A 26430-nucleotide genomic window follows, 5' to 3' on the forward strand; every position below is an offset into this window, starting at 1 on the left:
AGGCGGCAGGAAGCGTGCAACTGCCTTGTCCATGGCTCACCGTATGGGCTGTTGACGTAACTTTGGACGAAAGGTGAACGATCCTCGTCAAAATCCCAATTCGGGGTGCCGCCGCTTACATCGCGCCCGAGGCGCTCATGGAAGACCGACATAGTTGAGCAGCGGTCATTCGATCGTTGCAGGCCGAGCCGACGCGACTGAGTGTCACAACCGGTCAGCAAACCTATTCCCAAGATGATAGCCACGCATCGCTTCATGCGGGCACCGTATTGCTATGCTCTCACCGCCGCTAGTTGTGTCGGCACCATGCGGTAATGGGGCTAAGTCATTTCCAACTCGTAACAATTTTCCTTAAATGTCGGATCTGTACAATTCCTGTCATAAAAACGGTCATATGCGGCGCCTGCGACCCGAAGGCTTCCTTTTAGGGAGTCTTTTCCTAAGTCCGCTGGCGCTTGCGTCGGCGGGCTCTTTTTATTCAACATTGCTCACAGCGGCAGGGTCTTTTGCCGGAGGTCATGGATCCGTTGGCGGGCGCTCCATAGCTACGATGATGGATTGCGCCAGTTCGACGGCGGGCGTGCTCGCGTAAGCTCTCATCTGCTGATCATCGGCAGCAGTCGGTCGCGAGAGCCACCTCAAATACTTCCCACCCGGTTAAGTTTGCCCGACGCTGATGGTGCATCTCACCGTCCTGTTGATCTTGGCAGCCGTCCGTTCGCAAGCGTCGATGGCCTCACGGTTCTCGCGCCGCATGTCTGCGGCGTCCACGATCGCCTGCCAACCTTCCGGGTTCCCGGCGCGCATGAGGCGGATACCCGCATCCCATAGGGTCGGTTCGCCCATCGTCCGGCGCGCCACCCGTTCGGGCCACAGCCAGCCCTGCGGGCCAATATTGGCTACCCAACCCGGATAGACCAGCCAGAGGAGCAAGATAACCAGTGTCGTGCCGGCGCCAGTGGAGAACATGTGCCAGCGTTGCTGCGCCCTCGTGCGGACCTTGCCGATGGCCTCGCCAAGATCGGCATAGGCGCGGCGGTGGAGGTCGAGCGATTTGCTGATGGTTGCCCTGTCCGCCTCCCGTGCGCCATTCGCCGCTTCGGTGATCCGCGCAGCCATACTCTCGGGGGTCAACCGCATGGCGGGCGCGTCCTGCATCGCCTTCGTCTGTGCGGCGATGCTGGCCAGATGCCCGCCCATCCTGGCGAGGGTCGGGCTGTAATCGGGTATCTCGACACTCTGCCTCTCAAGGGCCAGATGGTCGATGGTGCGGGTAAGCGATGCCAGCCTGCCGCTTAATTCTTTCTCCATTCCGGCCACGCGCTCCGACAGCCGGGCGAACGCCTCGGCCGCCGCGTCGGGCGAAGCGGCGTCGGGGCCGGCGAGTAGCGATTGTTCTTCGTCGTCCATATCCTTGTCTCCTTGGGTTAGCGGCTCATGCCACGGCTGATGTCGCGTCCGTGATCGAAGGGGATGGAGGCGGCGAGGTCGCGGGACAGGCTGCGGCCCATCTGCTGGCCGATCTCCAACCCAAGTTCGCGGCTACGCAGGCCCAGCACCGATTCAAGTTGGGCGTCGCGCTCAAGGCTCTTTGCCATTCCGGCCATCTGTTGCGCGGCGCTCTTCGCGCCCCGGAAATTACCGTCGCGGACAAGATCGGCATGATGCTGGCGCAACTGCTGCCAGCCTTCCACGAACCGATCTGCGCGTTGGAACGGGTCCATGCGGATTTCCGTTTCCAACTGCATGGCACGCACGGCGGCCTGGCCGCGTCCCTCTGCGGCGTCGCGGACAAGCACCGGGCTGCTGCGAAACGCACTGTCGAGGTCGGACGCGCCTTGCGGCCGGATCGCGTTCAGCATCTCGCGTGCCCGTTCCAGCGCTTCGCGCTGGTGCGGCATGGCGTCCAGCCCCTTCGTGCGGGTCTGCTGGATCGCGTCGAGCACCTTGGCGTAGCGCTCTACCGCTCCGCGCACGCCGCCTGCACGTGCCGGTTGCGATTCCTGTTCGGGCTGGCGCTTCACGACGCGCTCCTGCTCCGGACGCTCGGCCCTGGGCCGGAAATTGTCGAAAATCCCGCGCGCCTTCTCGACACCTCCGCGCACTATCTCGACGATGCGCTCGCGGAAGCTGATGCCGCGCCGCTCGGCGAACTCGCGGGCCGGGTCCGCCTTCGCATAATCGGTCGCCATGTCCTTGCCGCGTTCACGGCCAAGTGTGCGGACAAGCCGGGACTGATCGCGAAAATCATCCCGCCCATGATGAAGCTGCACGCCGTCCCGATGCCGTGACAGGGCGACATAGGAGCCGTGGCGATCCATCCCCGGCGTCGCCAGCACATGCGCCCTGTCCACGGTCATGCCCTGCGCCTTGTGGATCGTGGCGGCATAGCCATGATCGAGGTCGCGATAGTCCTTGGTGTCGAACGCCACCGAACGTCCGTCATCGGTGCGCACCGCCATGTGGCCGTCGCTGACTTTCTCGATGGTGGCGAGCGTGCCGTTCTTGACCTCCAGGCTGCGCTCGTTGCGCAGGAACATGATGCGGTCGCCCGATGCGAACAAACGGTCGCCGCGCTCGGTTTTGACCAGCACATCGTCGCCCAGTTCAACGGCTGCGCGCATCCGATCGCGCGCCGCGTCATTGAGATCGCGGACCTCGGCATTGGTGTGGGTGAGGATGATGCGGCTGGCGTCTGGACTGGCCTGCCGTTCGCGATCCCAGCGCTCGACCAGTTCGCCGCGCGCCTGTTCGCGCGTCTCGGCCTGATGGACCATGCCCTTGTCGGCATAGGCGGCGATGGCCTCGCCGGTCCTGCCGGTCGCCAGATGCCGCGTGGCGTCCTGCTGCCAGCCTTCATGCTGGCGGCGAACCTGCGTGATCTCGACGCCCCCATGCCGCTCATGGATCGACCGGAAGGCCGCGCCCGCCTCGATCGACTGCAATTGCTGCGGATCACCGATCAGCACGACTTTGGCCCCGGCCTCGACCGCATGGGACAGCACGCGTTCCATCTGGCGCGTGCCGACCATGCCCGCCTCGTCGATCACCAGCACGTCGCGGGTACCCAAAAGGTCGCGCCCCTGCGCCCAGCCATGTTCCATGCTGGCGATGGTACGCGACGCGATGCCGGAACCGTTTTCCAGTCCCTCGGCAGCGATGCCCGCGAGCGCCACGCCGCGCACGTTGAGGCCAGCGGATTCCCAAGCCTCACGCGCCACGCCCAGCATCGTGCTTTTGCCGGTCCCGGCATAGCCGACGACGACGCTCAAGCCGTGGCGATCGGTCACATGGTCGAACGCCGCCCGCTGCTCGCCCGACAGATCCAGCCCGCGCGCCGCTGCCGCGCGCAGCGCGCCCTCCCGGTCGCTCTCGTTGACGCGATGCCGCTCGCGTTCCGCCATCAACTCGGCGGCGCGCTGTAGCCGCTGCTCGGTCTCGATCATCTCGCGCGACGTGAACCGATCCTCGCCGCGTCCATCCTTGCCCAGGGCGATCAGGTCTGGCGAACCGCGCACTGCGCGTATCGCGGCGTTGAACTGGTCCTGCCCGTCCGAATGCCGGTGGATGAACATGGCTATATCGCGGTTGGTGAATGTCGCCTGTTGATGGGTGATGGCATCGAGCGCGATACCAGGATCAGCGATGATGCGTTCGCCATTCGCCTGCGCGATCTCGCGATGCATTTCGGCGCGATCGGCTTCGAGGCCTTGCGCATCCATGCGATGGGCCGGACCGCCGATCTTGCTTTGCGGCTCAAGGTCGATGCCCTGATCGGCAAGACTGCGGTGATCGATGCGGGCGTCTATGTCGAGTTCGGCCAGCCGCGTATTGGCATGATCGGCCCATCGCTCGCGCCAAAGCTCGACATTGCCATGCTCGTTCCACTCGCGGACCTTCTGCCCGAACCCGTCCGGCCCGACCTCGCGCATGGTGAGCATGACATGGGCATGGGGTTTTTCCATGCCGTCCGGCCCGACATCCCGATGCACATTGAGGTCGGCGATCATGCCGCGATCCACGAACTCGGCTTGCACAAAATCGTGAGCAAGCTCGATGCCCTCCGCCTTGCTCATCTCGCGCGGAATCGCGAACTCCACTTCGCGGGTGAGCTGGGCGTCCTTGCGCTTTTCGACGGCCTCAACTTCATTCCAGAGGGTTTCGCGGTCAGAGAAGCGTTCGGGCGCGCCATCGGGCAGCATGATTTCGCTATGTTCGACGCCAGCACGGGCGCGGAAATCATGGTCGCGATCCAGGCGCTCATCGTGCAGCCGCTCGCCCGCGCGATAGGCGGCTGCAGAGACGGCGCTGCGACCAGAAGCGCGGCTGATGACCTGAACGGAGAAATGGAAGATCGCCATGACGATCATCCATTTACTGCCAAAGAGTGCACGTCGGAACGACGTATAAGCGCGCCCTTCTCAAAATTTTCTCGAAAGGGACTAGGCGGTGTCAGGCTGTCCCGGCGACTCTACTGCACGGCGGCGAGGTTTATCTTATCATCACCCCATCGTCACTCAATGGAGACTTTGCGATGCACAAACCCCGCGACTTCGATTCGGAACTCAAGGCCCTTGCCGACAAGGCGAAGGCGCTCAAGGAACGCCGCGTGCGCCAGCTTGGCGAACTGGTTACGGCTTGCGGAGCCGATGCCCTCGACGCCGATCTGCTGGCAGGAGCACTGCTTCATGCCGTCACGGTGAAGGACGCCGCCACAAACGAGGGCTGGCGCAAGGCGGGCGCGGCCTTCTTTCGCGGTGAGAAACGCCAGCCTGCGAGCGGACCTGATCGCGGCCCAAGCGGTACTCTCCCGCTTGAAGGCGGCGGGACATCGGCTTGAGGCACGAAAGGCGCGAACCGACATACGCGAATGGGCTATCAAGCGTCGCGAACGCACGCGGCACCTGATCGAGCTGGGCGGGCTTGTCATCAAGGCTGGACTGGTCGATCTGACCGATGATGATCGCGCGACGCTCTACGGCGCGTTCCTGACGGTCGCCGACAGGTTGCGCGGGCCAGAGCGGGGCAACGCGCTGGCGCTGTGGCAACGAAAAGGCAAACGCGCGTTCGAGGCGGAGAAGCCATCGGCTAATTGATCGTCGCAGGTGCGGAGGCCCTATCGCGCAGCCAAGGTTCGAACCGATCCGGACCTCGCATGATATGGCGAATGGCGCGGAGCATGCGATGCCGCACGATCCATTGGAACGTTCTCATGCGTTCGGCGATCTGCGCATAACTCAGTTGTTCGACGCGATTGAGGAAGAAGGTGTCGTAAACGCGTGGAGGCATGGCCGCGACGATCATCTGCATGAGGGCCTGGTCGTCGTCGCCATGATCGGTCCACGGGATCGGACCAGCGATGCCCAAAGCCTGCAAGCGTTCCTCGCAATAGGCGCGATGGCGCCGATGCAGGTCAGTCTCGGCAAGGGCGATGCGCGGATCGTCCCGGCGCCGGGGTTCTGCCCCATCAAGCATGATGCGGATCATGCCGAGCGCCTCGATGAGGCAGGATTCCACCGTCTGCGCGTCGATGGACAATCGACGGGCGATTTCATCATAGGACAGGGCATCCAGACGAACGAGCAGGAATATGACGCGCGTCAGGACCGGCAGGCGATCGACGGCTTTCCTGTAGGCGGCGAGCCGCTCGACCTCGGGGTCAAGCGCGTCGGTCATGACAGGCCTCCCCATGAACCGAGATCATATCGTCCAGCCGTGCGCGGCAGAGCCGTTCGGTCAGGTCGTGCAGCAGCAGCACGCGTTCCATCGCCCATGCCAGTTCATCGGAACCGATGCGATAAGAATGGCCATAACGAACCTCGACATAGGCACGGCGGATGCAGCCGAAGGCGCGGCGCTCGAACGGGGTTGCGCGCGGCCATGCGATGGAAAGACTCGGCTCGAGCGCCTCGGCCCTTTCGCGCAGTTCGTCGAGCGCATGGGTGCGCGGTCCATGCAGGGTGACCGTCCAGACGATGCACTGGTAAAGATGCTCGCACGCCTGATGCAGCAACAGCGCCGCCATGGGCGCGTTGCCCTCGCTCCGGTAGAAGGCCGCGCCCATAAGGAAATCGCTGGCCCGCTTGTACCAGCGGGCGAACTCGGCCTGTCCCCGCGCGTGCCGTTCCGGCAGCGGCAGCAGACGCGGCGACGGGAGCCGAAAACCCTCCATCTCGTAGAGCGGGATGCCTTCGCCCGCGAGGGCGACGAAATGGGGAATGCCCTCGGTCAGGGCGCCGTTGACCTGTTCGAGGCTATGGACGGTCAGCCGCACCGGGCGGGTGATCTCGCCAAACTCCCACGCGCGGCACAATCGGTCGCGCACCAGACGCCAATCCTGCCGCCTGCGCGCCAGCCGGGGATGATTGACGATCGCCAGCAGGTGGAAGGCATCCTCCGGTGCGACATTCCACGAATCGGACCGCGCATGGGACCCGTGCAGGATCAGGGTAAGGATGCGGCCCGACCGATATTGCTCGGACAACCTGCCCTTGGTCGTTTCGGCGAACGCCTCGAACAGCATCGCCGTGACGCAACACAACTCCTGCCGCACCGGCCATGCCAGACGTTCCCTGTCGATGGACGGCGTCATGATCGGGCGTCCCGCTGTTCGCGACGCCAGCCGTTCGGGCGGCGATGGCCGGTGACGTCATGCACGCGGTCGAGCAGGGCGCGCAGCAGCAGGCGAACCTCGTCCACCGTGAACCCGCCATTGTCGGGGAGCGGCGCATCGATCCGATGGGCATGGCCCCATTTCCAATAGGGGGAAAGAATGGCGGCGAGCCGCGCCATGTCGGGACAGTCATGCCCAAAGCCGGTCGCATTGGCATGGGCGAGCGACTTGGCGACATCCAGCCGGATATGACGGGCGTTCCACTCGTCGGCAAAACCAACGTCGAGCAGGTGGGAGGAAAGCGCGAGCTGGGCGACAATGCCGGATCGGTAAATCATCTCACCGCCGTCATTGTAATAGAGGCCGTGCCCCAGTCCCTGATAAAAGGACTCCGCATTGTGATAGCGGAAGCGGCTCAGGCTGCGCCCCGTTCTGGTCCGAACGAGGGCCGCCGGTGAATCGCCATGATGGTCGTGAAGATCGGCCAGAGCCTCACCCCAGGGCGAGGCGATCAACGGAACCGCAATTGGTGCGGTCGTCAGTGCCCGTAGCAGCGCGCGGCGCGATGTGCCGCCTACCGAATCATCAGAAGGAAAATTGGATGAGGTCATCGGCCTGCCTTCCTCATTTCGCCATCCTGAAACGCCGAATGGCGATCTGGAGGCATTAAGCGGCACCGCTTATAACTCGGAATGGGGGAAATATGCAATAACCGGCACCGCTTAATCTGCTACCGGTTGAATGGGGGTCGTGCGCGGTTACGACACAATTATGGGAAGGCCACCGCTCAACGTGAAATCGACCAACATCCGTTTGCCGGAAGGTCTCGGCGAGCGAATTGACAAGCTGGTCGGGCGGCAACGCAGGGCCGCGTTCATTCGTACTGTGCTTGAACGCGAAGTAGAGCGTTTGGAGGGCGAGCAGGGCAAGGCAGGATAGGGAAACGGGTCATTTCTGGCATGACGGAAAACCCTCCAACCTCTATGCTGGGAGATATTTTCGCAGAAATGCATGACCAATGTGCAAAAGTGGTGTTTTTCCAACAGCCGACTTGCGCCAAAGACGGTCGCTCAACAGGCCCATTGTTGATCCTAGAAGCTGTCGTTCGTCGAGGGAAGCTTCTCTGGTCGAGAGCGGACGTCGATGGCGCTCCCGCGAATTTCTCGTGCGTCCCTGTGGACCGCTATCAATGCTGTGCCTCGGCCAATCGATGCCCCGGGTGGCTAACGCGCTTCCTTGCAAACCAGAAGGACCAGACGGTCAAGGTTCCCAGCAGACCCAACGCCAGACCGGCAAGGGTCATGACCAGCCTGTAGCCTAGCCCTCCTACCTTGGCGGCGTGGAGCGGGTAGAGCATGTTGTAAACCTTCACGGTATCAGACATGCGCGAAGCGTCGCGAGCCTTCACCAGACGATCATTGTCCGCGGCGAACCACAGGGTCGTGCGCCCATTTGGCAGCCACTCGTCCGGCCTCTTCATTCGCAGGGTGATAAGGCCGCTGCCTTGGCGAGGAAGCGACAGACTGCGGATCTCGCCGTCAGGGAAAAGGGTCCGGGCGTCTTCGATGATCGCGCGCCAGTCATGCGTTGCTGCGAGCGGCACGGCCCGATAGGCAGGCGCCTTCAGGCTGGCATCTATCTGCGTGGGCGCAGTTGGTCCGAGGATCAAGGCGGCCATGGGGCGGAATACCAATATTGCCCCTGTCAGCAGCGCCAATATCAGCAGCGGTGCCATGACTACGCCCAGATCGCGATGATGGCGCAGGATGGCGGGCCGGCTGATCCGCTTGGGTAGCAGGCGGAACTCGAACGTCTTGCGCGTGCGGGTCCACAAAATGATGCCGGAGATGGTGAAGAAAAGCCCGGCAATGGCGGCGATGCCGATCACCGTTTCTCCGGTGTCGCCGGCAAACAGATGATGGTGCAGGTCGAACAGCCAGAGTTCCGGTCGTTCCCACTGGCTGGTCCAGCGCGTGACCAGGTCGCCGGCCTGATCGGTATAGGCGCCGGACCCATCCGCGAAGCGCAGCCGGTTGAGGCCGAAATTCTCTCCTGCGAAGCTAATCATCTCCGGCCGGGCAGCAGGGTCGGCCATGACCCTTTCGACTGTCGCAGCGATGGCGGTCGTTTCCTGCACTTGTGCCTCGGACGCGTGCGGCAGCATAACCCACGCATCCTTGTGGACCAACAAGGCGCCCGAAAATCCCAGCACCGCCAGAACAAGGCCGATCAGTCCGCCCATCCAGCGGTGCAGGAGGTCTAGCGTCTTCAAAAACTATAATCCCAGCTCAATATGAAGGTACGGCCGCGTCCCGCGAAATAAGCGAGATTGTCGGTCGGCAGCCGCGTGTCGCTGCTATAGTCGATGTAGAATTTGTCGAACAGGTTCTGCACGCTCAGGCGCAGCCCGCCGAAACCGGTCTGGTAGCGGACGCTTGCGTCGGTGACATGATAGCCGCCGAAATTGTTGCGCCGGTCGGGCTGCGTCAGGCCGGTGTCGGCGTGGAAGCTGCGCGACAGGAAATATTGCGTCTGCACGATCGCCGAAACGGGGCCACGATTGTAGGTGGCCGACAGGTTGACGCGGTCGGGCGAGATGTTCACGCCGTCCAGGTCGGTATCCACCTTCCCGTCCGCATTATTGTCGTAGCGCCCCTCGATATGGGCATAGCCGATCCCCAGCTTCAGCCCGTCGATCGGCGTTTTGGTGCCCAGATTAACCTCGATGCCCTTAATCTCGATGCGCTGGCGTTGCACGTCGAAATTTCGCCCGAGGCCCGGAACGAGAAGCTGGCCCTTGTCGCTCGACGACCAGAAATAGGTGGCCGATGCGTCGATGGGCCCGCGCTTCACTTCTAGGCCGATCTCGCGGTTGTTCGACACGATCGGCTCGATCGCGAGATAGGTGTCGATGTCGACGCCCGACAGGTTGACCGAGCGGGCAATGCGGCCGACGTCGGGCGCGGTATAGCCCTCTGCATAGCTGGCGTAGGCGCGGATGCCCTCCCAGGGCTCGATAATGACGCCGCCGTTCAGCAGCAGATCGTCGAATGTGGGCTTGCCGCCGGATACGGCTACCCCGCCATAAGTCGACGTGCCGCATGGCGTGCCGGCGGGCAGGCTGGTTGAACATGCGACAAAGGTGGTCGAGGCCAGCGTGTGATAGTCGTCGATCTTGATTTGGACATTTTCCCAGCGCGCCCCGCCGGCGACGCGCACCAAGCCGTCGAACAGCTTGAGATTGGCTTGGGCGAAGGGGGCGAGGCTGCGGAATTCAGCGGGCGGCACCCAGACGCGGTCGGTGGCGGTCAGCCGTTGCTCGGTCTTGTCCCACAGCGCATCGAAGCCGAGCGTCGCGGTCAACGCCTCGAAGCCCGGCATCGCGCGCTCATAGCTGAATTTCGCGCCGACCTTGCGCGAGCGGTTCTGCGATTGGTCGAACAGCGTGTTGACGGGCGCGATGGCGGGGTCCTGGAACGTCGCAATCGGCGCGATTTCGCCGCCGAACGTGTCGCGCGAACGATTGAAGAATATCTGGCTGATGAAATTGCCGCCGAGGAGGTCGGTGTCGGTGTAGGACAGCGCCACGCTTTCGGTGCGGTTGGCGGCCGGCTCGCCCGGAGGATTGCCGTGGACCGCACTGGTGGGCAGGCCGGTGTTGCGGTTACCCGCGACCGCCACGAAATCCCCGTCGCCCTTCAACTCGAAGCGGCTGGCGATCAGGTCGATCCGGCCGGTCGCGGACGTCGCATAGCCGAGGCGGGCGAAGAAATTGGTCGCGCGCGAATCCTGCGTCTCGCCTTGCGTCAGATTGAGGCCGACGCGGCGGTCCTGCCCGTCGTAGAATACGCCGCGTTTTTCATAGGTGGCGCCGATCGTCGCGTCGAAATCGCCGGCTTTATACTGGAACAGGCCGCCCGCCTTCCAGCCCACGCCGTCGGAGTGGAAGCTGTTGTCGGCTGTGCCCTGCAGCAGCACGCGGCCGCCAAGTCCCTCTTGCGTCGGCGCGCCGACCGTGACCTGGTTGACGATGCCGCCTGTGCCGCCAATGCCCTGCAGCGCGTTCGAGCCGTAGATCAGCTCCACCCGGTCGACGAAGAAGCCGTCGATGGTGAAGCCGTCGCGCGCGCCATCGCGCAGCGGGGTCGATTGCGGGATGCCGTTGATCGCGTAGAGGGGCGAGCGGCCGCGCAGCGTTTCGCCTGCTCCGGAGAGCTTCTGCCGTGTCGGCGAGAAGGATGGGGTCAAAGTCGCAATGGCATCGGTAACTGAACCGGAAATGGCGATCTGCTGGTCGAGCGTTTCCTTGCCCACCACATCGATCGTCAACGGCAGCGCGTTAGCGGGCAGGATGCTGCGGGCGGCGGTAACGATAATTGCTCCTTCGGCCTCCACATCAGCCGGCGCTGACTGTGCGTGAGCGGTCGTCGCCAGGAGAACAGCACTCGTGGAGAGCAGAGTTGGAACAATCAAACGCATACACAAGCCCCTTTTAATGGAGGCTCGCTAGCGAATGAACGATACTAATGCAAGTCAGTCTCAATTAAGCGCATTACCCTCTACCGCAGGGAATGATAGGCGAGTTAATAAGGCAGGCCTCGCTTGATATCCGAGTCAATGTTGGCGGACTTGTCCGACCCCATAGCCGTAAACGAGTTCGCCGCCTTTCCAATCGCTAAAACAGAAGAAGAAGCACTGCCGCTGCAGAAAGCACAATGCCGAGCGATCCTGCTATTCGCGCATTGCAAGAATGCATGCATTTCCTGCAAAGTCCGCGGAGCCGGCAGGAGCGCAAGAGCCGCGAGCAACGCGCCAGCGATACCTTCCCCAAGAAACCAGCGCGAGGCGATTGCTCCTGCGGTGAGCGATCGGCCACGAACATCATGTCGGAAACCAGCGCGGCAACGAACAGGCAATGGGCAGTGGAACCAGCATTTTGATGTAGTGGGTGGCCGTTTGATGGCTGCGGTGCTTCGGAGGTCATCCCTGATCGACTTTGCTCCTCCACACCTTGATTCGCCTCGCGATAGGTCAACAATAACCCAAGGTCACTTTTTCCCGGATGTTGTGGTCTGGCGGTCAATGATCGGCTTTTCCCCTTTTTCCTTATAGATCGACATCGACCGAGATCGAACTTGTCCATCCTTGCGCACATGCGTGTTCGTCATGGACCGGGCCCGTTCGTCTTCATCCCGAGCCGTTGCAACCGAGCGTTGGCGCGCCATGTTATCGTTGAATTTGGCCCGGGAATCCGTCGTAGCGGTTCCGCCATCTGCCGCCGTTGCATTGCCGCCGCCCGATACGCCGACACTATTCGGATCAGTGCTGCCAGAGCCGTAAGTTCCTGCAGAAACATCCCCCGTGGAAGGGGTCGAGGACTGCGAGCCCGCTGTCGTAGTCTGCGACGATGCGGCTGTCGCGCTGACAAGAAGTGACGTTCCGATCAGAAATGCTGAAAATGGTTTCATTATTCGGTCCTTTCCGGCCGTTCGTCGATCATGATGCGGCATCCTTCCGGGCCATTTGTCACCTGTACAGAGCGGCGATTGCCGTCTGTTTCGGTCGAAGTGCTGGCAGAGGATGATGCTGCGGAGTGACCGCTTGATGAGGATGAGGCGGAGACATGCGAAGACGCGCGCTCGCCTGATGACAAGCTGCTGGCAGAGGCGCCCCCAACGTCGCGGACGGTTGAGGTTTCGATATGACCATCAGCGAAGATATGGGTCTGAAGACAGGTTTCTCGCCCCGGTTGCACGCTTGAAGCAGCAGCGACTATCATAATGATTGGTGCCATGATGGCCTCTCTTGGGGAGGAGACCTCTCCTCCCCGGCAATCAATATCAGCGGGAAGGGTTGACGGAATCCGCCGTGGAATCGCCGTAAACCTCGCCCGTCGAACCGTTGCGGTCGGTCGATCCATAGGCGTCGATCGAAGTGGAGGTGCTTTGCGATCCCGTGCCGCTGGCGGAACCACCGGCCGTTACGCCGCCGGTTGCTCGGTTACGGTCGGTATAAATGGTTCCAGACCCATAGGTCGAAGCCGAGTTTGATGTGTTGGATTCGCGACGGTCTTCATGTTTATGGCGCCTTTTATCCTGCTTGTCGCCAGCGCGATCATTTGTTCCGGCGGTGGCCCCGCCGGCCACCGAGCCGTCGCGCGTTGAAGCAGCGGCGCCGCCGCCGGCCGTTGTCTGTGCAATGGCGCTCGTTCCGAGCAAGCCAGCAGCAGCCAGCGATGCGATGATAGTTCCATGTCGCATGATCGTCTCTCCTATAAGTCATTGGTTTCCAGGTGCATCGCACATGGTTGGAGCCCAACAAGGGAGAGAACAAAGAAGTTCAACGTCTTATCGCGCTTACTGCATCGGTCCGACTTGTCTAAACCCAGGATGAACACGGTTGTATGGAGCAATTCACATTCGCTTTTGCCATCCAGCTAGAGGAAAAGCGCGTTTCGGGCAGGAAATCCGAAGCCTGGATCAAGGTTTTCATTTTTCTCAGACGGCGTGAACCAATTGCGCCCCCGAACATTATCGTCGCGCAGATACCGCTGCCAAACTTATAAGCTCCGCCCTTTTTTAAGGGCGGAGCCTTCTTTGTGACCCGGCCCCCGTAGAATAAACCTAGGTTATTGAGTTTTCTTCGAAAAATTCGTTTCTATATATCTTTGCGCATATGGGCTTTCTCTGGACGTAGTCCATAGTTTTGCTCGCAGGCTTTTTGCCCGCAATGCGACCCAAACTGGCCTCGCCGTCCATACGGCGGGGCTTTTTTGAGGCGCGGTTCGCACCTGAAAGTCTGCGCCTATAAAAGCGAGGTTGCATGCCGCGATGGTCTTCGCTGTCCTTGAAGCTGTGTATAGGGAAAAGGGTAGCTTTCGTTCAGAATTCTCGAGTGAAGCCCAATTCAGACGCGCAAGATCGAAGTAAAAGAATACCGGAGGGACTGGCGCCAAACCAGACTATGGGTAACAAAAATACCTCGACAACGCTACGGTCAGGAATGGCGGTTTATTCGCTTAAATCCATCCGGTGGCCAAGTGTGTGTCTCGCCCTGACAGGATTTGCACCAGGCATAGAGCGCGTCATACACGATCAACCCTTGGGCGAGCATGGTATGATCGTCAGGATGGATTGCTGATAGCCCCAACGAAATGACGAACAGGCCGGCAGACTGCGGTGTCAGATCAAGACGGGATGTGTCGGCACCCCGCACGATGATCGCCAGTTGATCCAATGCCGGGTCATGCAAATTATAGCGTGAGAGGAAGGCATCGAAGCTGCACAATTCCCCAACATGGCTGAGTTCCGCGCCGGGTATGTCATAAGCGATGGCGCCCTCGCGCTTCGCGACCTCGAATACATCGCCCGCCGGAACGTAGAGAAATTCGGGATCGTCATCGATGAACCGCGTGACCAGCCAGGGGCAGGCGATCCGATCAATCTTCGGGCGCTCGCGTGTGACCCATTTCATGGCATTCCTCCATCATCTCAGGAGTGGGGCAAAGCGACCGCCTGGGTGTAACGCCTGTCGATCGCTTCCCAATCGAGATTGGCGAACCAGGCATCGATATATTTTGCGGCCTGCGTCCCATAATCCATGTGGAAGCTGTGCTCGTACATATCGAGGGCGAGGATCGGGATGCCGGCGGCGGCACCGTGCATATGATCCCATGCCCAGTGATTATGAAGCGAACGGGTGTGATGGTTCCATGCAAGGATGGCCCAGCCTGAGCCGCCCGCCAGCGACATGCCGGTCCGGCGCAGTTCCGCTTGCCAGGCGTCGAAGGAACCCCATGTCTGCGCCAGGGCATCGCGGATGCGCCCTCCCGCCTGACCATTGCCGCCCAGCCCATCGAAATAGATTTCGTGCAGGACAACCGAGCCGGTGCGGTGCAACTCCTCACGCTTGAGGCCGCCATAGACGACGGGCGGCAGGTCGGGGTCGGCCATGGCGGCAGCGAGCCGGGTTTCGATGGCGTTCAGCGTCTTGACCGAGCCGATATAATTATTCTCCTTGCTGATCGGACGAACGATCGACCCCTGACCCGATCCGACAGGCACTGACATCGGCAGAACAGCTATCTGCCCTATTTATTTCACAACGGCGACCGACAAAAAAGGCCCGCCAACTTAATCGCTGACGGGCCTAGAGAAAGTCTCTGTTGCCAGAGCCTTCGGGTCGCACGTGGCGGATTAAATTAAAAAAAGTGAGTCGAATTGGACAATTGCGACATTATGGGCGGTTCACTTATGCTTTCGCTTCCGCGCGCGCCGTGCGTTGAGATAGTGCCATGTAAAGATCGCCGGTAGCGAAAGGCCCACTGACCAGTGAATTAGGCCGGTCCACGCGCGGACCTCCTCCGATCCGACATAATAGAGCAAATAGCCGCTGACGATCATGAAGCCGAGTATGGCGCTCAGAGCGATCCCTGCGATCCGCTGGTGCCGTTGCGGCCATCCCTTGGGAATATGCGCCACGAACATGCCGCCGATGCCGAGGAGGGCGGCGATAAGGAACAGCCCATGGACCTTCATCATCCAGGGTTCGGCGGGATTGCCCTCTGGACCGAACTCTCCCTGAATCTGTCCGAAATAGTGAAGCAGAAGCCAGCAACTCCCACTGAGCCACAGCCCAAGGCCGCTGGTGGTCAGGAGCGCAAGCTGCCATTTGGCGAGACGCGCGGTGCGGCGATGGGGCATCAGGCCGCCTCCACCAACATGGAATGACGCAAAACATAGCCCTTGTGCGAAGCCAATATTCCGTCAGCGAGATCCGCGTCGATCATGGCGACTTTCGTCATGGCGTCCGCAATGGCGCATCGTTCGGCCAGCACGGTTACGCGATGATCGATGAGCGCGGGTGCGCCATCCCGTCCGACATGCGGGCTGTGCAGCTTGCCCCGGATTGCGTGCCTGTCAAGCAGGTTGGCTGAACTCGCCATGGCGCAATTTCGGATGGTGAGCGCGTGGCGCACGACATCATCGGCATCGCGTAGTTGCACCTGCCAGTCCTGCTTCCCAAAGGCCCGCAGATCACCGCCTGCGTTCACCAGCCCCGACCGGACTCCGGCGGCCTGTAATGCCGCAACGGCACGATCGACCGCATGACCTTTGGCGATGCCGCCAAGGTCGATCAGCAGCCGCTTCCTGCACCGGACATGCCGATCATCGATGATCTCGATGTCGGCGGTCGTGCCGGTATAGCGGCTGAGATGGGCGATGCCCTCACGCGGCAGGAAGCGGCTGCGAACCAGCGCGCGTCCGACCGCGACATCGAACAGGCCGTCGGTCGCCTCATATAGCGCAATTGCCATCCGCAGCACCGCCACCGTCTCTTCGTCCACCGCCACGGTCTCGCCGGGCCGGGCGGCGCGAAGCTTCGCGAGATCGCTGTCGGCACTATGGAAGGACATGCGCGCATGGATGTGGGCAATCGCTTGGAACCCGCTCTCAATCGCCCCCATGTCTGCCTCAGCGACGCTGACCTCAACAAAGGTTCCCAGCCAGGGCTGGCAACGGGTGACGAGCCTATCCCGCAAGGACGACAGCATAGGTCGCCAGCAACCGCTTGACCCCGTCGGTGACATGCCGGCAGGAAAGGGTCGCCCCCGAGATATTCTTAATGTCCTTGTCGAGCTGCAACGCTGCGCCGTTACGCTTGCCCGCGAACTGGGCGCGCCATTTGGGGTTACGCACCTGATCGCCATAGCTTTCGCGATAGTCCATGATCTCCACCGAGCGCACGGCGCCGGAGGAATCGAGGGCGACGGCAAAAGTAATGAACTCATGCTTGCCAACGACCTGATCGACGATCAGCCAGCCGCCACGGGCCGAGCGCCAGGCTTTGAGCTGGCGGTTGAGAGGCGACACGCCGCTGGCCTTCCGGATCGCTGCCACGTCGGCGCTGCTGAGCGGGCGGAAAGCGGGCGTCAGCGTTTCGCCGGGGAACATTAGCGCCTGCGCTTGCTCGACGGTGAGATAAGTGGCGGCATGGGCTGGCGGCGCGACCAGCACCGCCGGGGCCAGGGCCAGGAGGGATGCGCGGGAAGCCGACATCAGAACACTCTCCCGATCTTCAGGCGGATGCCATCCCAGCGGGTATGCTCGTCACCATAGATGCGACCATTGACGATATTGTCACGCTGCTCGTCATTATAGCCCTTGGCATGGATCTGGTAGAGGGCCGAGAGGGTGAAGAACCATTTCTGGTTCGCATAGTGGATGTTCGGCCCCACGAAATGGGCCGTGTGCTCCTGACTACCATGGCCGAGCGTATAGCCGACAAACTCGTTATGGTTGCGATATTCGATGCCGAAGGACCAGTTCGGGCGGAAACGGTAGGATGCGCCGGCATCGAATTCCAGCTGGGTCGCCTTTTCGACTTCTCCGTCCTGCTCCTCATGCTCGAACTCGACGAAAGCGTTGGCGGCCAGCACCAGCCGGTCGTCGAGGAAGTTCTTCTGCGCGATCACCTTCAGTTCGATTGCGCGCTCATGCGGGCCGATCTCCGGTTCGACATAGAAAGCGAGGCCAAAGGGCTTCTTGTAAGGACTCATCACCCGCCAGATCATTTCGGCCGATACGGTATCGAAGCGGAACTTATTATAGGGCCGCGCCGGATCATGCGCCGGCGGGATGTCGAGGCCCTCGGTCGTGCCGTTCACGCTGTTGCGATTGGCCGAGATGTAGCTCGTGTTCAGATAGCCGGAAATCTGGAAGTTGTCCGTGATGCCATGCTCGACCTCGGTGCGCAGCTTGACGTCGTGGAAATGCCCGTTGGCCTGATCCTCGCGCAGCGTGACCCATTGTTCGATCTCGGTCTTGCCCTTGGGCATGACGTCCGTCGTGTAGACATAGCCGAACAGCGGTTCGCCGGCCATCGCTGGCGTTGCCAAGACAAACGCCGCCCCCGCAAGCCCGGCCAATATGCTCCTATGTTTCACCCCAATCTTCACGTGCGACCCCTTTTTTGCAAATGCTAACGGTTCTCATTTGCGCGGATAGCGGCATGCTGTAGGGTGGGTCCAGCACGGAGTGGAAACATTGGGAAATTGTATAGAAATGGTAATGAGCCCCTCATCCCGACCCGGCTACGTCGACGATAAAAAGAGCGAGCCATGAAAATCCTGCTGGTTGAGGATGATCGGGAAGCCTGCGCATATGTCGCGCGGGGCCTTCAGGAACTGGGGCATCAGGTCGAAAGCTTTCCCGACGGACAGCAGGCCCTGGGTATCATTCCAGCCGGCGGCTTCGATGTGCTGGTGCTGGATCGCATGCTGCCTGGTCTGGATGGACTCTCGCTGTTGCGCATGGCGCGCGCCCAGGGATGCCAGGCGCCCGCGATGTTGCTGACCGCCATGTCCTCCATAGAAGATCGCGTCGATGGACTGGAGGCAGGCGCAGACGATTATCTCGTCAAGCCCTTTGCCTTTGTGGAACTGGTGGCGCGGGTCAACGCGCTTGGGCGTCGCCTTCCTTCCCGCACAACCATCACCCTGCTGGAGGCGGGCGGCATCAGTATGAACCTGCTCCGCCGGGAAGTGCGTCGGGACGATCGGGTCATTGACCTCCAGCCCCGGGAATTCAGCCTCCTTGAACAATTGCTGCGCAACGCCGATCGGGTGGTCACGCGAACGATGCTGCTCGACCGCGTCTGGAATTTCGGTTTCGATCCGAAGACCAACATTGTCGAAACCCATATGAGCAGGCTCAGGGCCAAGCTCAACGATGGTTTTTCCCATGACGCGATCCGGACCGTGCGCGGATCGGGCTATATGATCGATTCCCATGCTCCATAGGATCATGCCCCGCTCGATCAGGGGATTGTCGCTGGGCGTCGCGATGATGTCCGGCCTCATCATCGCCTTGCTGGGCCTCGCCACCTACAGGTTCGTTCATGAGGAGATCGAGTGCCAGATCAACCAGCGGATCAGGATTGAGGCCGATGCCTTGCTCGCCCATCACAGGCATCATGGCTTTGCCGCGTTGGTCGATCTGGTCAACACGCTCGACCGCCACGCCACGCCCGAGGATGTCAGCTATCTGGAGGGCGCCGACATCAAGGGCCGGAGCATGGGTTATATTGTGACCGACGCATCCGGGCGGCGCAGGGCTGGATCGCTCGCGGCGAATGTGCCGCCGCCTGGATGGAGCGAGTTTGTTCCCTTCCATTCGCCCGATGGGGAGCCTGCCATGGCTCAAGCTATCAACACCCCGCTTCCCGGAGGAGGGCGTCTCGTCGTTGCGGCCGACCGGGCCGTTGTCGATCAGATGGACCTGAAACTGCTGGCGTTATTCCTGAGCGCTTTCGCCCTCATTCTCGTGGTGGGCAGCGCCGCAGTGATCGGGCTTGGGCGGCTGATCAGGGACCGGCTCTCCACCATCGAGGGTTCGGCCGAAGCGATCATGGCGGGTGATCTGTCCCGTCGGATGCCGCTCGATGGATCGGCTGAAGAGTTCGACCGGTTGGCCATGATCCTTAACGGCATGCTGGATCGCATCCAGACGCTGATGAACAACCTCAAGCAGGTTTCCAGCGATCTCGCGCATGACCTGCGAACGCCGCTCAATCGGCTGCGTGCACGGTTGGAAGAGGCGGAGCGGACCGCAACGGAGGCTATGCAGCAGGAGCGCCTCGCGGCAGCGATCCGCGAAGCCGACGATCTGCTCGATCTGTTTTCGTCGATCCTGGCAATCTCCGAGATCGAGGGCCAGACGGTTCGCAGCCGTTTCCAGTCGATCGAATTGCACGAGGTCATCGGGGAACTGGCCGAAGCGTTTCGCCCCGCTTTCGAACAGGCCGGGATGACGCTCAGGCTGGCGATTGCGCCAATAACAATTTCCGGCGACAGGCAGCTTATTCAAAGATGCCTCGCCAATATGCTGGACAATGCGCTGGCCCACACCTCTCCGGGCACGGACGTCATCATTTCGACGGAAGCCCGGAATGGACAGGTGGCGCTCACCGTTGCCGATACAGGTCCGGGCATCGCGGACGGCGACCGTGAGCGGATCTTCCAGAGGTTCGCCCGGCTCGACCATAGCCGATCAGCATCGGGTTACGGCTTGGGACTGAACATGGTCGCCGCCATTGCCGCGGCCCATGGGGGTAACGTCCGCGTCATTCCAACAGCGGTGGGTCTCACCGTTGAAATCCTGTTGCCGACAGTATCAAACTCGAACAGCAGAGCGCCTGGCTAAATCGCAGACTGACATTCGATCACCATGCGTCGTTCGTATCAATCGTCATCATCGTCATGGTCGTGATGATGGTGGCGGTGACGCCAATGGCGATCATTATAGCGATACCAACGCCTGTCGTAATAGCGCGGATAGCTGTCGTAATAATAGTAATTATATGATCGGTAATGCGGCCTATAATAGCGTTCGCGATAATAATAGTCATCGTCGTAATAATAGCGCGGCCTGTCCGATGCGATGGCCGCGCCGAGCGCCAGGCCAATAATTCCCGCACTCACTGCAACCGCCGCGTCATTGTCATAGTGACGCGAATAATAGCGATGATGGTCGCGCGCCTCGGCAGGCGTGGCGCTGATAGGGACGGACGCCGCCAGCGCCACACCCAGGACCGCCTTGCGGAGCATTTTCATCTCCTGCCTCCTACTCTTTCGCCCAATCCGCACCCGGCGGAAGGGGATCGACTGTCATTCAAGCACAGATGCGCTGAACTCGATCTGAACCCTGCCATCGCTGCCGCGACATCCAAAAGGGCGCGGATACCAAATGACATCCGCGCCCAGTTCCTCCGCCACAGGAGGAAATTCCGATCGTCATGCCCGTGCGTCAGCAGCCGGAATTGCGGTCGACTTCACGGCCCAGCAAAGCGCCTGCGCCCGCGCCGATGATGGTCCCCGGCGCACGATCGCCATAGCGATCGACCGAGCGTCCCAGCAGCGCGCCCGCAGCGCCGCCCAGCAACAGGCCAGTAGTGCCGCTGCCGCCACAGCGGTCGCGCCGTTCGCGATAATGATAGCGCCGTGGTTCGACATAGCGCGGGCGGCGATAGTCCCGTTCCTCATAATAGCTGCGGCGGTAACGGGGACGATCATCGTCATCATCGTCGTCGCCATCATCATGATATTCTTCATATTTATACCAGCTCCCCCGGCCGTCATGGGCGTGAGCGAGAGAGGGAAGCCCGGCCAGCATCGAAGCGACCAAAGATAGGGCCATCAGGGGTTTGCGCATCACCAATTTACCTCCTCCGCAGACGATTTCGTCTCCACCAGCAGAGTTATTGCGGCACATCTCTGGCGCGTATCTGAACAGGGTAGTCAGCAATCATTCAGCAAAGGATCGCGTTGACAGGTTTTTGCGATCAAGATATGCGACCGCCTCGCAATATCACCATTGTCGCAAATTATATCGGGGGCCCATGTTTTCCAAGCTTGCAGCGCGTCATCTGCGCGCCACGGTGGCGTTGGCCGCCATCGCCTTTCCCGTCCATGCAAGCGCAAACGAAGCGGATCGCTCCGATATCGTCGTTACGGCGGACCGCCTTGATTATACGCCGAAACAGGTCGGCGCGCTCAAGATCGACGTGCCGCTGAAGGACATCCCTCAGACCGTTGACGTTGTGACCGAGGCGGTCATCCGTGACCAGCGCGCCCTATCCATGCAGGATGTGCTGAAGAATGTGCCGGGCGTCGGCTTTTCTCATGGCGACGGGCAGCGCGATCAGGTGTCGATCCGGGGCTTCTCCGCAATTGCCGACCAATTCGTCGACGGCCTGCGCGACGATGCCCTCTATTTCCGCGACCTTTCCAATATCGAGCGCGTCGAAGTCATCAAGGGGCCAGCCTCGGTCCTGTTCGGGCGGGGGTCTTCGGGCGGCCTCATCAACCGCGTGACCAAGAAGCCGGGCGTCAATCTGGGCGAGATCGGCGTCAGCTATGGCAGTTGGGACGATCGCCGCGCCGAAGCCGACATTGGCATCGCGCCGGAGGATAGCATGGCTGCCTATCGCCTCACCGGAGCGATCGAACGTGCCGACAGCTTCCGCAGCCAGCAGTTCCTGCGGCGCGAGACGATCGCGCCGTCGGTATCGCTCAATCTGGGCGAGCGTACCCAACTGCTGGTCCAGGGCGATTATCTGCGCGATCGGCGCGTGACGGACTTCGGCATTCCGGCTTATCAGGGACGCCCGGTCGATGTGCCGCGCTCCACTTACTATGGTTCGGCCAATGCGCGGAAGGACGACTATAGCCAGTCGAAGGTCTATTCGGGCACGGTTACGCTAACCCACAAGATTGATGAAGACACCAGCATCCGCAACGCTTTCCGCTATTATGACTATAGCCTCGACCGGCAGAACACCCTGCCGGGTACGGTCAATGAAGCGGCGCAGACGGTTTCGCTCAACCGGTCGGCGCTCGACCGCAACGAACATGGTTGGTTCGACCAGCTTGAACTGACCCGCAAGGTACGCTTCGCCGGCATGGAGCATCAGCTGCTGTTCGGTGTCGAAGTCGGACGGCAGATCAAGGATGTCGCCACGCATTCGCGTAACGGCATTGCGACGGTGAATCTCTTCAATCCCGTCCTGCCTGTCATCACGACTAACGGCGCCTTGACCGCGGACAATCGCGGCACATTCGATACGCTCGGCTATTATGTGCAGGATCTGGTGTCGATCGGCGAGCATCTGAAGGCACTGGTCGGCGCGCGCTATGACCGGTTCAAGCAGGCCACGGACGACCATCTGCCCGGCCGCTCCGACCTGTCTCGCACCGACACCAAGGGCAGCCCTCGCGCCGGCCTGGTCTGGCAGCCGACGGAGAGCCAGTCCTATTATGTTTCCTGGAGCCGCTCCTTCCAGCCTTCGGGCGAAGCCTTCTCGATCGCTGCCAATAATGCCGACATCGCGCCGGAAAAAACCGAAAACAAGGAAGTGGGCGCCAAGTTCAGCTTCCTCGATGGCCGGCTCGCGGCCACTATTTCCGCATTCAACCTGCGCCGGTCGGGGATCAAGGCTGCCAACCCCGCCAACCCGACGGTGCTGATCCCCATCGGGGTGCAGCGCACGCGCGGCGTCGAACTGTCGAGCACGGTGAATCTGGAAAATGGTTGGCGGGCAATCCTGGGCTATGCCTATCTGGATGCCAAGATCGTGGACTCCGCCAATGCGGCCCTGATCGGCAAGCGCGCGACCATCACACCGCGCCATGCCGCCAATGCCTGGATCGCCAAGGATTTCGGTGACCACTTCGGTCTGGGCGCGGGCGGCAACTATGTGAGCGACCGCTTCGCTGATCCGGCCAACACCGTCACCTTGCCCAGCTATTTCACCATGGACGCCATGGCCTGGTATCGGCTCGGTCCGATCACCGCTCAAGTGAATGTCACCAACATCTTCGACAAGCATTATATCGTGTCGGGACATGGCACGAGCGCCAACCTCAACCTGCCCGGCGCGCCGCGCGCGGCCATGTTGACGCTGCGCTACAATTTCATGGGTGGGAAAAGCTGAACCGTCTGGCCTGAACGGTACCATCCGCCGCCCGCAAGCGGCGGGTGGACACATATCTCACCAGTAAGTGGAACCCTGGATGGGGGTTGTTGCCTGATCGAACATCCTCTCCACCATGCCGTGTGAGCCGCTCTGGACTGTAGCTAACGGGGGTGCTCATTTGGTGTAGGAGCGTGCTGAGCGACGGGGCCAGGAGGAAACGTGAAGGGCAACTAACCCAATTTTGTCGCTCGGAACCTGCCCGACCGCAAACGGCCATAGGCGGTCATCCCGGCAGTGTGCGAAAAACAGGTGAAACACGAAGGAGTAATTAGGCCACCGCCTGCAACCCCTTGCGTTGGATGATGGACAAGAGCCGCAAGGCGGGGCCACCGGGGCGCTTCACGCCGCGTTCCCAATCCGACACGAGATTGCGGGAGACGTTGAGATAGGCGGCGAACACCGGCTGCGAAACATGCTCGCGCTCACGGATGGCGCGGATTTCGTCGCCTGCCAGCGATGGGGCCGGGCCAAGACACGCTTCATCAAAAGTGCGAAGTGTCGCGCGCGACACCACGCCTGCGTCGTGCGCGTCGCTCATCATCTCGTGGACCGCGCCCGCGATCTCGCTGCGATAGCCCTTATCCTTCACCGTCGTTCCCATCGTCTATCTCCACCAGCGTTCCAGATGCCACCAGCCGGTCCAGTTCCTCGTCGTTCCATTCCAGCGCCTCGGTTGCCGCATTGCGCAGCAAGGCGAGATCCGCCTTCGATATGTTCGCCTGTGCGCTCTTGGCGAAGCCGAAAGCAAATATCGCCCGGCTGCCCTGCCGGAACAGGATAAGCGTGCGATAGCCGCCAGACTTGCCCTGACCGGCCCGCGCCACGCGCTGCTTGATGACGCCGCCGCCAAGGTCGGCATCCACCAACCCGCTTTCGGCGCGTTCCACCGCGTCCCGAAGCGCCGAATCGGCAATGCGCTCCTTGCGCGCGAAGCGCTCGAACCAGCCATTCTTGAATATACGTGGGATGATGGCTCTCCTGCATCCGATGCCATATATAACACATAGCGTTATAGTTCAATGCACTTGCAGGGCCGATATTGGCGCAACCGGCACTGAAATGCCCCGATCGGCACTACAGTGCCCCACCTCTTGCGGCGCAGGACAATCCGGCGCAGCCTCAACACTGGCGGGCAGACCTCCGATGATATGGAGAATTGCCATGAATGATTCGACCTGACCAATGCGCAATGCCGTATCCCTCGGCATAAAGCACTGACTGGCGCGTGTTTGGGACGCAGTGGGAAAAATTCTGCGGTGGTCATGCCCTGCGGCAGAACTACGCCATGAACCGCCCCTGGACGCCCCTGAACGCCATTCACCGCCGACGCCCACCCGTCCAAGCCGGAATGGCCTCATTTGGCCCCGTCACGGCTCTTGCCCAGCGTGCCAAGCTGCCCGATGCTGATCCACAGGGGCGCGTGCAACACCATGATTTGAAGAGATTGCCCCCATGAACAACCCCGATCGCATTATCCGCCTCAAGACCGTTCTCGCCCGCACCGGGCTTTCCCGCACGACGCTCTACCGCAAGATGGGCGAAGGCACCTTCCCCCGCCAGGTGAAGATCAGCGTCCACGGCGCGGGTTGGCACGAATCTGCCGTCAATCGCTGGGTGGCCGATCCTGTCGGCTATCGCGACGACCACGCCGGGAGCCAGATGCAATGACCGTGCCTCCACCGCCCGATCCGATCTGCGTTCGCGTCAATGACGCCGCGCATATGATCGGGGTCGGCCGCACCAAGCTCTACGCGCTGATCGCGGCGGGCGAGGTCGAGGCCGTGAAGCTCGGCAAGGCCACCCGTATCACCACCGCCAGCCTGCACGACCTCATCAAGCGGCAGCGCGAAGCCTGACGGGCTCGGACGCCGTGGGGTCGGCGTCTGAACTGCCCTTCGCAGGCTCCTTGTCGAGAAACTCCGCCCAGCGGGCCATCAGGCTGCGGCGCTTGTCGAAGAAGTCGGTGCGCCGGTAAGCCGCTTCCACCTTGTTGGGCAGCTTGTGCGCCAGTGCCTTGTCGGCAACCTCCTTGGGGAAGCGGGTCCGCTCCGATGACCAATCGGTGAAGGCGGAACGGAACCCATGGACTGTCACGCCCTTGATCCCGTCATCGCGCAGGAGCTTGGTCATGGTCATATCGCTGATCGGCTTTTCCCCGTCATTGCTGAACACAAGGCCGGTGTCGCTGGTGCGCTCCTTCCACCGCTTGCGCAACAGCGCCACGGCGGGCGCGGACAGCGGCACGACATGGGTTTCGCCCGCCTTCATCCGCTCGCCCGGAATGGTCCAGATGGCCTTGTCCAGGTCGAACTCCGACCACAAGGCAAAGCGCGTCTCGTTCGACCGCACGGCGTTGTAGATGGTGAAGCGCAGCGCATCGCGCCCAGTCGTGGGCGACGCTGCCGCTAGCTTCCGCATGAGCGCGGGCACGTGCACATAGGGCATGGCCTCCAGATGCCCGCCCTTGTCCACCTGACGGGGAAGTCCTTTGCGCACCGAGCGCAAGGATATCTCATCGGGGAGCCATCCCTTGATATGGGCGAAGTCCAGCACCGCGCCGATGCGTTGTAGGATGCGCCGCGCGCTGTCAGGGATGATCAGCCAGATCGGCGACAACACTTCGACCACGCACGCACTGTCCACCTCGTTCACTGGCTTGGCGCCGATCGCCGGAAAGACATGGTTCTCGAAGCTCGAAATCCAGTTGGCGTGCCGCTTGTTCTTCCAGCCTTCCTTCAACGCCTCGTAGCAGTCCCGTGCCGCCGTCTCGAAGCTTGGCACAATCTTGCGTGCCCGGCGCCGTTCGGCGACCGGATCGGCTCCCTCGCGAACCTGACGGCGCAGCGCCGCTGCTGCCTCCCGCGCCTCGGCCAGTGACACGTCCAGCGCCGATCCCAACCCATAGTCGCGTCGGCGTCCATCCTTCTGCATCCGCAGCACCCATGTCCGCGCACCGCTATCCTTCACCAGCAGGCACAGTCCCCGGCCATCCACATGCCGACCGGGCTTCGCGTTCTTTACCTTCAATGCCGTCAGTGCCATCGGTTCGGTTCCCGCTTTGGGCGTTGCAGGCGTTCCCACACTTCCGGGCAGGAATTGGTCCCACAATCGTTCCCACATTTTGCGCCAAATTCAGGCAAATCAGGACGACCGACCGCGAACACCATACAAGACAAATCGTTGATTTTACAGTGTAGTTAGGAACGTCCCGGCATCGCCCGAGACAAAAGTTCTACACTCGTAGGGGTCACCACCTTCCCTTGCCGGAAGGCGCCATTGCAGCC

At 61.5% G+C, this 26430-nt stretch carries 29 protein-coding genes; 9 read left to right on the top strand and 20 right to left on the bottom strand.

Going from position 1 to position 26430, the window contains the following annotated elements:
• Positions 1 to 657 precede the first annotated feature (657 nt).
• The gene (locus L286_RS45840; RefSeq protein ID WP_020818034.1) at positions 658 to 1410 is read right to left on the bottom strand and encodes a DUF6118 family protein; all 753 of its coding nucleotides are present in this window, start codon (positions 1408 to 1410) and stop codon (positions 658 to 660) included.
• A gap of 17 nt (positions 1411 to 1427) precedes the next feature.
• Positions 1428 to 4361, bottom strand: a complete 2934-nt coding sequence (gene traA / locus L286_RS45845; protein WP_020818033.1) for a Ti-type conjugative transfer relaxase TraA — start codon at positions 4359 to 4361, stop codon at positions 1428 to 1430.
• Positions 4362 to 4534: 173 nt separating this feature from the next.
• On the opposite strand from traA, the gene traD reads away from it, so the two are divergent.
• Entirely contained in the window at positions 4535 to 4840 is a 306-nt protein-coding gene (gene traD / locus L286_RS45850; protein WP_020818032.1) for a conjugal transfer protein TraD, read from the top strand.
• Between the two features lie 22 nt (positions 4841 to 4862).
• Positions 4863 to 5096, top strand: a complete 234-nt coding sequence (locus L286_RS45855; RefSeq protein ID WP_025160567.1) for a conjugal transfer protein TraD — start codon at positions 4863 to 4865, stop codon at positions 5094 to 5096.
• On the opposite strand, the gene L286_RS45860 is transcribed toward L286_RS45855, so the two are convergent.
• Genes L286_RS45860 through L286_RS45870 form a run of 3 tightly spaced genes read right to left on the bottom strand, consistent with a single transcriptional unit; the run spans position 5089 to position 7128 of the window.
• On the bottom strand, positions 5089 to 5676 hold the full coding sequence (locus L286_RS45860; protein ID WP_020818030.1) for a sigma factor-like helix-turn-helix DNA-binding protein: 588 nt from the start codon (positions 5674 to 5676) through the stop codon (positions 5089 to 5091). The genes L286_RS45855 and L286_RS45860 overlap by 8 nt on opposite strands.
• Positions 5660 to 6592, bottom strand: a complete 933-nt coding sequence (locus L286_RS45865; RefSeq protein ID WP_020818029.1) for a HEPN domain-containing protein — start codon at positions 6590 to 6592, stop codon at positions 5660 to 5662. Before L286_RS45865 ends, L286_RS45860 begins: the two co-directional genes overlap by 17 nt.
• The gene (locus L286_RS45870; protein ID WP_021224025.1) at positions 6589 to 7128 is read right to left on the bottom strand and encodes a hypothetical protein; all 540 of its coding nucleotides are present in this window, start codon (positions 7126 to 7128) and stop codon (positions 6589 to 6591) included. The genes L286_RS45865 and L286_RS45870 overlap by 4 nt, the downstream gene beginning before the upstream one ends.
• Positions 7129 to 7210: 82 nt before the next feature.
• On the opposite strand from L286_RS45870, the gene L286_RS49640 reads away from it, so the two are divergent.
• Together L286_RS49640 and L286_RS45875 are read left to right on the top strand one after the other, a co-directional pair.
• Positions 7211 to 7339 (top strand): hypothetical protein, encoded by a 129-nt coding sequence (locus L286_RS49640; RefSeq protein ID WP_274518538.1) that lies wholly within the window; start codon positions 7211 to 7213, stop codon positions 7337 to 7339.
• A 66-nt stretch (positions 7340 to 7405) separates the two neighbouring features.
• Complete coding sequence (locus L286_RS45875; RefSeq protein ID WP_167333273.1) at positions 7406 to 7552, top strand: hypothetical protein; 147 nt, start codon at positions 7406 to 7408, stop codon at positions 7550 to 7552.
• A 247-nt stretch (positions 7553 to 7799) separates the two neighbouring features.
• Here L286_RS45875 and L286_RS45880 read toward each other — a convergent pair whose 3' ends face one another.
• The 10 genes from L286_RS45880 to L286_RS45915 all read right to left on the bottom strand — a co-directional run bounded on the left by L286_RS45880 (position 7800) and on the right by L286_RS45915 (position 17510).
• Positions 7800 to 8885 carry a PepSY-associated TM helix domain-containing protein gene (locus L286_RS45880; protein ID WP_025160568.1) on the bottom strand — a complete coding sequence of 362 codons (1086 nt, stop codon included), beginning with the start codon at positions 8883 to 8885 and terminating at the stop codon, positions 7800 to 7802.
• Entirely contained in the window at positions 8882 to 11092 is a 2211-nt protein-coding gene (locus tag L286_RS45885) for a TonB-dependent receptor (RefSeq protein ID WP_029986481.1), read from the bottom strand. Before L286_RS45885 ends, L286_RS45880 begins: the two co-directional genes overlap by 4 nt.
• Before the next feature lie 569 nt (positions 11093 to 11661).
• A complete protein-coding gene (locus tag L286_RS48725; protein ID WP_125445795.1) occupies positions 11662 to 12081 on the bottom strand; it encodes a hypothetical protein in 420 nt (139 codons plus the stop codon).
• Positions 12082 to 12453: 372 nt separating this feature from the next.
• Positions 12454 to 12873: a hypothetical protein gene (locus tag L286_RS48730; protein ID WP_025160570.1), complete on the bottom strand. Its 420-nt coding sequence runs from the start codon at positions 12871 to 12873 to the stop codon at positions 12454 to 12456.
• A gap of 736 nt (positions 12874 to 13609) precedes the next feature.
• Positions 13610 to 14086, bottom strand: a complete 477-nt coding sequence (locus L286_RS45890; protein WP_020818023.1) for a chromate resistance protein ChrB domain-containing protein — start codon at positions 14084 to 14086, stop codon at positions 13610 to 13612.
• A 17-nt stretch (positions 14087 to 14103) separates the two neighbouring features.
• Positions 14104 to 14682 (bottom strand): superoxide dismutase, encoded by a 579-nt coding sequence (locus L286_RS45895; RefSeq protein WP_020818022.1) that lies wholly within the window; start codon positions 14680 to 14682, stop codon positions 14104 to 14106.
• 177 nt (positions 14683 to 14859) lie between these two features.
• Positions 14860 to 15315, bottom strand: a complete 456-nt coding sequence (locus L286_RS45900) for a hypothetical protein (RefSeq protein ID WP_020818021.1) — start codon at positions 15313 to 15315, stop codon at positions 14860 to 14862.
• The gene (locus L286_RS45905; protein ID WP_084498566.1) at positions 15315 to 16202 is read right to left on the bottom strand and encodes an FAD:protein FMN transferase; all 888 of its coding nucleotides are present in this window, start codon (positions 16200 to 16202) and stop codon (positions 15315 to 15317) included. Before L286_RS45905 ends, L286_RS45900 begins: the two co-directional genes overlap by 1 nt.
• The gene (locus tag L286_RS45910; protein WP_020818019.1) at positions 16144 to 16671 is read right to left on the bottom strand and encodes an FMN-binding protein; all 528 of its coding nucleotides are present in this window, start codon (positions 16669 to 16671) and stop codon (positions 16144 to 16146) included. Before L286_RS45910 ends, L286_RS45905 begins: the two co-directional genes overlap by 59 nt.
• Complete coding sequence (locus tag L286_RS45915) at positions 16671 to 17510, bottom strand: DUF6662 family protein (protein ID WP_152522358.1); 840 nt, start codon at positions 17508 to 17510, stop codon at positions 16671 to 16673. The genes L286_RS45910 and L286_RS45915 overlap by 1 nt, the downstream gene beginning before the upstream one ends.
• Positions 17511 to 17732: 222 nt before the next feature.
• Between L286_RS45915 and L286_RS45920 the strand changes: the two genes are divergently transcribed.
• Entirely contained in the window at positions 17733 to 18413 is a 681-nt protein-coding gene (locus L286_RS45920) for a response regulator transcription factor (RefSeq protein WP_020818017.1), read from the top strand.
• Positions 18414 to 18600: 187 nt separating this feature from the next.
• Complete coding sequence (locus L286_RS45925) at positions 18601 to 19815, top strand: sensor histidine kinase (RefSeq protein ID WP_238559349.1); 1215 nt, start codon at positions 18601 to 18603, stop codon at positions 19813 to 19815.
• 38 nt (positions 19816 to 19853) lie between these two features.
• Here L286_RS45925 and L286_RS45930 read toward each other — a convergent pair whose 3' ends face one another.
• A complete protein-coding gene (locus tag L286_RS45930) occupies positions 19854 to 20225 on the bottom strand; it encodes a hypothetical protein (protein ID WP_020818015.1) in 372 nt (123 codons plus the stop codon).
• Positions 20226 to 20418: 193 nt separating this feature from the next.
• On the bottom strand, positions 20419 to 20823 hold the full coding sequence (locus tag L286_RS45935) for a glycine zipper 2TM domain-containing protein (RefSeq protein WP_020818014.1): 405 nt from the start codon (positions 20821 to 20823) through the stop codon (positions 20419 to 20421).
• A 187-nt stretch (positions 20824 to 21010) separates the two neighbouring features.
• On the opposite strand from L286_RS45935, the gene L286_RS45940 reads away from it, so the two are divergent.
• Complete coding sequence (locus L286_RS45940; protein WP_020818013.1) at positions 21011 to 23104, top strand: TonB-dependent receptor; 2094 nt, start codon at positions 21011 to 21013, stop codon at positions 23102 to 23104.
• Positions 23105 to 23414: 310 nt separating this feature from the next.
• On the opposite strand, the gene L286_RS45945 is transcribed toward L286_RS45940, so the two are convergent.
• Together L286_RS45945 and L286_RS45950 are read right to left on the bottom strand one after the other, a co-directional pair.
• Complete coding sequence (locus tag L286_RS45945; protein WP_021224030.1) at positions 23415 to 23747, bottom strand: helix-turn-helix domain-containing protein; 333 nt, start codon at positions 23745 to 23747, stop codon at positions 23415 to 23417.
• Positions 23725 to 24159 (bottom strand): type II toxin-antitoxin system RelE/ParE family toxin, encoded by a 435-nt coding sequence (locus tag L286_RS45950; protein WP_327195668.1) that lies wholly within the window; start codon positions 24157 to 24159, stop codon positions 23725 to 23727. The genes L286_RS45945 and L286_RS45950 overlap by 23 nt, the downstream gene beginning before the upstream one ends.
• A 439-nt stretch (positions 24160 to 24598) precedes the next feature.
• Here L286_RS45950 and L286_RS45955 point away from each other — a divergent pair, with 439 nt between their 5' ends.
• Together L286_RS45955 and L286_RS45960 are read left to right on the top strand one after the other, a co-directional pair.
• On the top strand, positions 24599 to 24814 hold the full coding sequence (locus L286_RS45955) for a helix-turn-helix transcriptional regulator (protein ID WP_020818010.1): 216 nt from the start codon (positions 24599 to 24601) through the stop codon (positions 24812 to 24814).
• Positions 24811 to 25002, top strand: a complete 192-nt coding sequence (locus tag L286_RS45960; protein ID WP_020818009.1) for a helix-turn-helix domain-containing protein — start codon at positions 24811 to 24813, stop codon at positions 25000 to 25002. The genes L286_RS45955 and L286_RS45960 overlap by 4 nt, the downstream gene beginning before the upstream one ends.
• Here L286_RS45960 and L286_RS45965 read toward each other — a convergent pair.
• A complete protein-coding gene (locus L286_RS45965) occupies positions 24980 to 26188 on the bottom strand; it encodes a tyrosine-type recombinase/integrase (protein ID WP_020818008.1) in 1209 nt (402 codons plus the stop codon). The two genes, L286_RS45960 and L286_RS45965, sit on opposite strands and share 23 nt — an antisense overlap.
• Between the last annotated feature and the right edge of the window lie 242 nt (positions 26189 to 26430).

It is taken from the genome of Sphingobium sp. HDIP04, from assembly GCF_000445085.1.
GTDB classification, from domain to species: Bacteria; Pseudomonadota; Alphaproteobacteria; order Sphingomonadales; family Sphingomonadaceae; genus Sphingobium; species Sphingobium indicum.